The sequence below is a fragment of the Anaerotruncus sp. AF02-27 genome, from assembly GCF_003465835.1.
In the GTDB taxonomy this organism is placed as follows: Bacteria; Bacillota; Clostridia; order Oscillospirales; family Ruminococcaceae; genus Anaerotruncus; species Anaerotruncus rubiinfantis.
In genome coordinates this window covers 1-6,591 of the sequence record NZ_QSBX01000046.1, presented here as the reverse complement: position 1 = coordinate 6,591, position 6,591 = coordinate 1, and the positions used below count along the sequence as shown (strand labels likewise).

7 protein-coding genes and 1 pseudogene are annotated in these 6,591 nt (G+C 54.1%); all 8 read left to right on the top strand.

What is annotated here, in order from left to right; translation table 11 throughout:
- The coding region (locus tag DWV16_RS18160; RefSeq protein ID WP_243007368.1) for a relaxase/mobilization nuclease domain-containing protein at nt 1-1,280 on the top strand (1,280 nt) is incomplete at its 5' end.
- Between the two features lie 288 nt (nt 1,281-1,568).
- On the top strand, nt 1,569-1,778 hold the full coding sequence (locus tag DWV16_RS18150) for a helix-turn-helix domain-containing protein (protein WP_182430928.1): 210 nt from the start codon (nt 1,569-1,571) through the stop codon (nt 1,776-1,778).
- Nucleotides 1,765-2,319, top strand: coding sequence for an RNA polymerase sigma factor (locus DWV16_RS18145; protein WP_118480851.1), 555 nt, complete (start codon nt 1,765-1,767; stop codon nt 2,317-2,319). The genes DWV16_RS18150 and DWV16_RS18145 overlap by 14 nt, the downstream gene beginning before the upstream one ends.
- Nucleotides 2,306-2,659, top strand: coding sequence for a DUF4179 domain-containing protein (locus DWV16_RS18140; protein WP_118480849.1), 354 nt, complete (start codon nt 2,306-2,308; stop codon nt 2,657-2,659). The genes DWV16_RS18145 and DWV16_RS18140 overlap by 14 nt, the downstream gene beginning before the upstream one ends.
- Complete coding sequence (locus DWV16_RS18135) at nt 2,646-3,263, top strand: hypothetical protein (RefSeq protein WP_118480847.1); 618 nt, start codon at nt 2,646-2,648, stop codon at nt 3,261-3,263. Before DWV16_RS18140 ends, DWV16_RS18135 begins: the two co-directional genes overlap by 14 nt.
- On the top strand, nt 3,260-3,901 hold the full coding sequence (locus DWV16_RS18130; protein WP_118480845.1) for a PrsW family glutamic-type intramembrane protease: 642 nt from the start codon (nt 3,260-3,262) through the stop codon (nt 3,899-3,901). The genes DWV16_RS18135 and DWV16_RS18130 overlap by 4 nt, the downstream gene beginning before the upstream one ends.
- 158 nt (nt 3,902-4,059) lie before the next feature.
- A complete protein-coding gene (locus tag DWV16_RS18125) occupies nt 4,060-4,392 on the top strand; it encodes a hypothetical protein (RefSeq protein ID WP_118480843.1) in 333 nt (110 codons plus the stop codon).
- Nucleotides 4,393-6,591 (top strand): annotated as a pseudogene (locus tag DWV16_RS18120) (hypothetical protein); the annotation flags it as partial.

Below are 6,591 nucleotides of genomic sequence, written 5' to 3'. Positions count from 1 at the left end.
GTGACAGCCGGCCCGCCGATGCAGAGTTTCTGCTGGCGAAGCGGCAGTATATCGCCGCCACCGGGCGGGTGCGCGGGGCGGACGATGTGATCGCTTACCATGTGCGCCAGTCATTCAAACCCGGTGAAATCACGCCGGAAGAAGCCAACCGTCTGGGTGTAGAATTTGCCAAGCGGTTTACCAAGGGCAATCATGCCTTTGTGGTCTGCACTCACATAGACAAGTCGCACATTCATAATCACATTATCTGGTCATCGGTCAGCTTAGAATATGACCGAAAATTCCGAAACTTTTGGGGCAGTACCAAGGCGGTTCGCAGGTTAAGTGATACCATCTGCATTGAAAACGGACTGTCCATTGTAGAGAATCCGAACCCTCATGGAAAGAGCTATAACAAATGGATGGGAGATCAGGCAAAACCCTCTCACCGGGAGTTGCTCCGTGTGGCGATTGACAACGCATTATCACAAAGTCCTGCTAATTTTGAGGAGCTGCTGAAGCTGCTGCAAGAGTCCGGCTGTGAGGTATCAAAGCGTGGAAAATCGTATCGTCTGAAGCTCCCCGGTTGGGAGAAAGCAGCCCTTATGGACAGCCTGGGCGAAGGATATGGATTGGAAGATTTACAGGCAGTTATTTCTGGGAAGAAAACGCATACCCCACGAAAGAAAACGGTCACACAGGCAGTGCTGCCGAAGGTCAATCTGCTGGTGGACATTCAGGCAAAATTGCAGGCTGGAAAAGGTGCTGGCTATACGCGATGGGCTAAAGTTTTCAATCTGAAGCAAATGGCGCAGACCATGAATTACCTGTCAGAGAATAACCTGCTGGAGTATGCGGTTTTGGAAGAAAAGGCTGCGGCTGCCACGGCACATCACAATGAACTTTCGGCGCAGATCAAAGCGGCTGAAAAGCGCATGGCAGAGATTGCTGTTCTGCGTACTCACATCGTAAATTATGCCAAGACCCGTGAGGTCTATGTGGCATACCGCAAGGCGGGTTACTCTAAGAAATTCCGGGGGGAACATGAGGAAGAAATTCTGCTCCACCAGGCTGCTAAGAATGCCTTTGATGAGATGGGCGTCAAGAAGCTGCCCAAGGTCAAAGAGTTACAGACGGAGTACGCGAAATTGCTGGAAGAAAAGAAAAAGACCTATGCCGAGTACCGGCGTTCCCGTGAGGAAATGCGGGAGCTTTTAACGGCAAAGGCCAATGTGGATCGAGTGCTGAAAATGGAGGTAGAACAGGATGTTGAAAAAGAAAAAGACCACGGCCAGCGGTAAGCTGGTCCTGGTCAAAAGCGTTCGCAGAACGCGCAGCCACAGAATGAAATTCTGTGTTCAAAGGGGCTTGGGGGCGCTGCCCTCAACAAGCAAGCAGAGAGGAAAATCACAAAGGGATTTTCTTCTCTGCGGGCCTGTGTGTATTAACACAGGCATTGCTTGCCACGTTTTCTCCCGTCCTTCGCAGCAATGTAACTTTTCTCTGAACACTTCGCCAGATACCTTGTGTTTCTTCGGATATTCGTATATAATGTATCATGTTGAGTATTATCCGTGCGGAGGTGCGATATGAACGGGATCAAGGGCTATATTTCCATAAAGGAGGCATCATACCGTTGGGGCGTGTCGGAGCGGCGGGTCAACCAATACTGCGCCGAGGGGCGGATCCCCGGCGCGTCCCGGTTCGGGCGCTCATGGGCAATCCCGGAAAATGCGGAGAAACCGTCCGACCCTCGTAGGAAGGCCACGGAAGGAGGCGGTGGATATGATCTCCGATGAAACCGCATACCGACGGTATCTTGACGGAGAGCAAAAAGCTGCCGACCTGCTGGTGGAACGCTACGGCGATGCGCTGACACTTTACATCAACGGATATATCAAGGACATCCACGAGGCGGAGGATCTGATGATCGAGGCCTTTTCACAGCTTTTCGCAAAGGAGCGGCCGATTGAGGGTGTGGGCAGTTTTAAGGCATATCTTTACAAAACCGCTCGTCACCTTGCGCTTCGACATAAGCAGAAACACCGTCTTGCATTTCTGTGCTTGGATGAGTTGGACTTTGAGCCGCAAAGCAACACCCTGATCGATACCGATCTACTTCGCAGCGAACGAGACCGCCAGCTTTATGATGCGCTTGAAAAGCTGAAAGCAGAATACCGGGAAGCACTCTATCTTGTCTATTTTGAAGATATGAGCTACCGCGATGCGGCAACGGTCATGAACAAAAGTGAAAGCCAGATCACGAAACTGGTCTACCGCGGAAAACAAAGCCTGAAAGTAATTTTGGAGCAGGAGGGATTTACTTATGCGGACAAGTGAGGAGCGTGCCCGCCTGATCCACAGGCGGACAGCGGAAATCAAACAGGAGCGTCGAATAAAAAGACAGCGCCGACTGGATGCGGCCTGCATGGCGGTCTGCCTGCTTCTGGTCATCGGCATCGGCACAATGATGCCGGGACTGATGAGGAACGCCGCGGACGGAAGCATCGTCCATTCTTCGGGAACGGCAAGCCTGATAGGAAGCCATGCCGCGCTGGGCTATATCGTGATGGGGCTGTTGGCATTTTTCCTTGGGGTTTGCGTGACGGTTCTTCTATACCGTCTGCATCGGAGATGTGAAGGACAGAAGCAGGAGGAGGCCGGAGATGGAGAACTTTGAACTCATTGATAACCTGTTTCAGATCGCGGTGCTGCTCTGCGCCTGTGTCGCTGCCGGTATTCTGGCCATTCGGCACAGGAACCGCAGCCTCCTGATTTTATCTCTTGCCTATGCCTGCTTTGCCATGGGGACGATATACTATGTGCTGTATCTGGTCATCATTGGCATCTGGCCGCAGGTATTTTATGTGGCGGAGATCTCCTGGCTGGCCGCATGGCTTTTTTACCTGTCTGTGCAGATATTGCCAGGGGAGGGGAAGAAGGATCGATTTTCCCTCCCTGCCGGAGCCGCAGCGGCGGTCATTGCGGCAATCGCCTTTCTCGACCACGATTTCGGCCCATCCTATTTTGTTTCGGCCCTGTTTTCCCTCACAGCAGGCGCGACCATGTATCTCTCGGTATCTCACATGAAAAACGGCAGTTTGTGCCGAAAAAGAGACTTGTTTATGATCATCTGCGTTACGTTGCAGGTGCTATTATATCGGGTTTCCGGCTTCACCCATGACTACACGCGCTTTCAGCTCTACTATGCTGTAGACCTTGCGCTGACGCTGTCCATGGCGGCGCTGCTGCCCCTGACACTGCGGGAGGTGAAGCGAGCTTGACCTATATTGAAAATATTTTCCTCTGCCTTGCGCTCCCGCTGATCTTATCCCTATTTTTCATGAAGGGGCGCGTTCGGCGCTATGCGCTGTTCTTGACCGTCGGTATGGCCGTGTGCCTGCTCAGCGCCTATGTCAGCAGCTTCTTCATGGGGCAATACGGCGTGGATGGCACCGTTGCCGCTATCGAGATCACGCCCGTATGTGAAGAAGTCATGAAGCTGCTGCCCCTGCTGTTTTTCTATCTGATTTTTGAGCCGGAGCCGAAAGAGATGCCTGCGGCAGCCATCGCCATCGCCGTGGGGTTTGCTACCTTTGAAAATGTCTGCTATCTGACGGAAAACGGCGCGGCCAATTTTAACTTTCTGCTGATCCGCGGGATCTCCGCCGGAGCGCTGCATATTCTCTGTGGCGTTCTTTCCGGCTTCGGTGTTTCCCATGTGTTTCGCTGCCGCTGGCTGGCAGCAACCGGCACCGTGGGCATTCTTGGAGCCTGCATCGGTTTCCATGCCATCTACAATCTGCTCATCACGGCGGAGGGCGCATGGAAAACGGCAGGATACCTCTTTCCATCGCTGCTCCTCCTCTGCCTATACGCAGCAAAGCAACTGCTGCCAAGGCAGAACATTTCCTTTGAATAAGTACAGATTTCGCGCGCAGAGCCGTCCCAAATTCGGGGCGGCTCAATTTTTTGAATTTTTTTCGATTTTAGGTGGAAGGATTTTGGATTTCATGTCTTTTAGGAAGTAGAGGGTCGTTGATTGACCCTGGAAACAAAAAGCGAAAGGAGGCATTGACAATGACCGGCAGAACGGAGCGCCGGATTCGGGAGATCCGGCGACGGACGAGGCAATACAGGAAGCGGTACGAAAGGCGCGTGCTTTCCACCTTAAGCGTGTGCAGTCTGCTTCTCTTTGCCGGGATCGGTATTCTTTTGCGGAAGGTACAGTCAGGTGGCGTCCCCACCGTGGCGGAAAGCTATGGCTCTGTGCTGCTGCGAGGAGGCGCAAGCGCATACATTGTGGTCGGCATCGCCGCCTTTGCGGTGGGGGTGACAGTGACCATGATCTGCATCCGGCTGAAAAACAAATCAAAAGACCGCACAGTCAGTACGGAAGAAAGGGAGGACTAAATGAAATTGAAAAAACGGATATTGAGCCTGCTGCTCTGCGGCGCAATGCTCTTTTCCCTCTGCTCTCAATCCGTGTTGGCCGAGGAGAATGGGCAGGCGGGCGGCGTTACAATAGGCACAAGCGGCCTGTGCGAACACCACCCGGAGCATAACGCGGACTGCGGCTACACGGAGGGAACGGCGGGAACACCCTGCGTCCACGAACACACCGTAGATTGCTATGAGGAAGTAACCAACTGCGTCCATGAACATGACGAGGACTGTTACCCGGAGGAAAGCGTTTCCGGCAATGAAGCGACCCCGTCCGGCGCACAAAAACGGGAGCCGGAGAACTGCCCCCACATCTGCGACGAGGAAAGCGGGTGTATCACCAAGGAATTAAACTGCCAGCATGAGCATGACGATGAGTGCGGCTACTCTCCTGCAACTGCGGGGACCCCCTGCGGGTATGTCTGCGAACTGTGCGGCAGTGAGGATAGTGAGAAACTGGCTACTCCGTCCAATGCGGAGGCTGTCACGGTGGCAAGCGTACAGGCCATGATCGACGGTTTACCGAACGCAGAAGAAATCACTGAAGATAACGCCGAAGAAGTCAAGGCGCAGCTTGAGGCTATCGACGAGGCGAAGGAGAAGCTCTCCGACGAGGAAATCGATGAGCTGGATATGACCCGGTATGCGGAAGCTGCCGCTGCATTGGGGGCGCTGGCTGCGCCAATGCTATTGGCCAATGATTCGCCTGACGAGCAGTTTTCCCTCAAACCCGGCGACACCTATTACTTTGACCTCTCCGGCGCAAACATCCCCGGAACGGCAAACGGCAGTCTGCCGGATAATACCCTGCACTATGTGCCCTTTACCTACGCAGGGACGGTGGACGCCTACAAACTCACGTCTGCGACGGCAACCACCGAGGAGTATGCACAGCAGAACAAATATCCCCACAGCCTGTTTGTGGCGGACTATGCCGTAACGCATACGATTAGCTGGGGTGGCCTGAATGACGAAGGTCTGATTTTCGGCAAAAATTATGCCAGCGGCGGCGTGGACTATACCCTGCGCGCACCGTCTGTGGGAAGTATCTCTACAGGTTCGGGCGATTCCCAACGCGGCGTGCCCCAAAGCAACGAATGGGACACGATGCTGAACAAGAACAGTGGATATATCCAAAACTGGAATAAAATGTATTCGTGGGGACAGGATACTTCTTCTGCCGCCGAGTCGTTCCGGGCGTACCGTGGGTACACCTCGGCCCGTTACTGGCATTTCATCTCGTCCTCGTATCGGCGCGTCAACCTCGGTTTCCGCCCCGTCCTTGAAGTCCTGAACCCTGGCACACTGGGTTCTGACGGACTGAAGGTCGTTACCCTTGACCTTGGCGGCGGCAAGCTGGGTAATAGCTCCGAGGATATTCAAATCATCGTGAAAACCGGCAGCGAGTTTACCGCGCCTGCGTCCGACGGCCTGACCCGCCCGGACGGAAATACCGGCAGCTACTTCATGTGGCTTGGCAGCGACGGCAAGCTCTACGCGCCCGGTGCCAACGTTCCGGCGGAAGTTACCAAGCTCACGGCGCAGTTTGCTTTATCAGAACAGTTTTCCCTCAAACCCGGCGACACCTATTACTTTGACCTCTCCGGCGCAAACATCCCCGGAACGGCAAACGGCAGTCTGCCGGATAATACCCTGCACTATGTGCCCTTTACCTACGCAGGGACGGTGGACGCCTACAAGCTCACATCGGAGATGGAGACCACCGAGGAATATGCACAGCAGAACAAATACGCCCACAGCCTGTTTGTGGCGGACTATGCCGTAACGCATACGGTAAGCTGGAATGGCCTGAATGACGAAGGTCTGATTTTCGGCAAAAATTATGCCAGCGGCGGCGTGGACTATACCCTGCGTGCGCCGTCCGTGGGAAGTAGTTATACAGGCTCAGGTGATTCAGAACGCGGCACGCCCCAAAGCAACGAATGGGACACGATGCTGAATAAGAACAGCGGATATATCCAAAACTGGAATAAAATGTATTCGTGGGGACAGGATGTTTCTTCTGGCTTCGCGTCGAGCCGTGCGCGCCGCGGGTACGATTCGGCCCGCTACTGGCACTACGACTATGCTACGGACTCCGGCCCGCGCGTCGGTTTCCGCCCCGTCCTTGAAGTCCTGAACCCTGGCACACTGGGTTCTGACGGACTG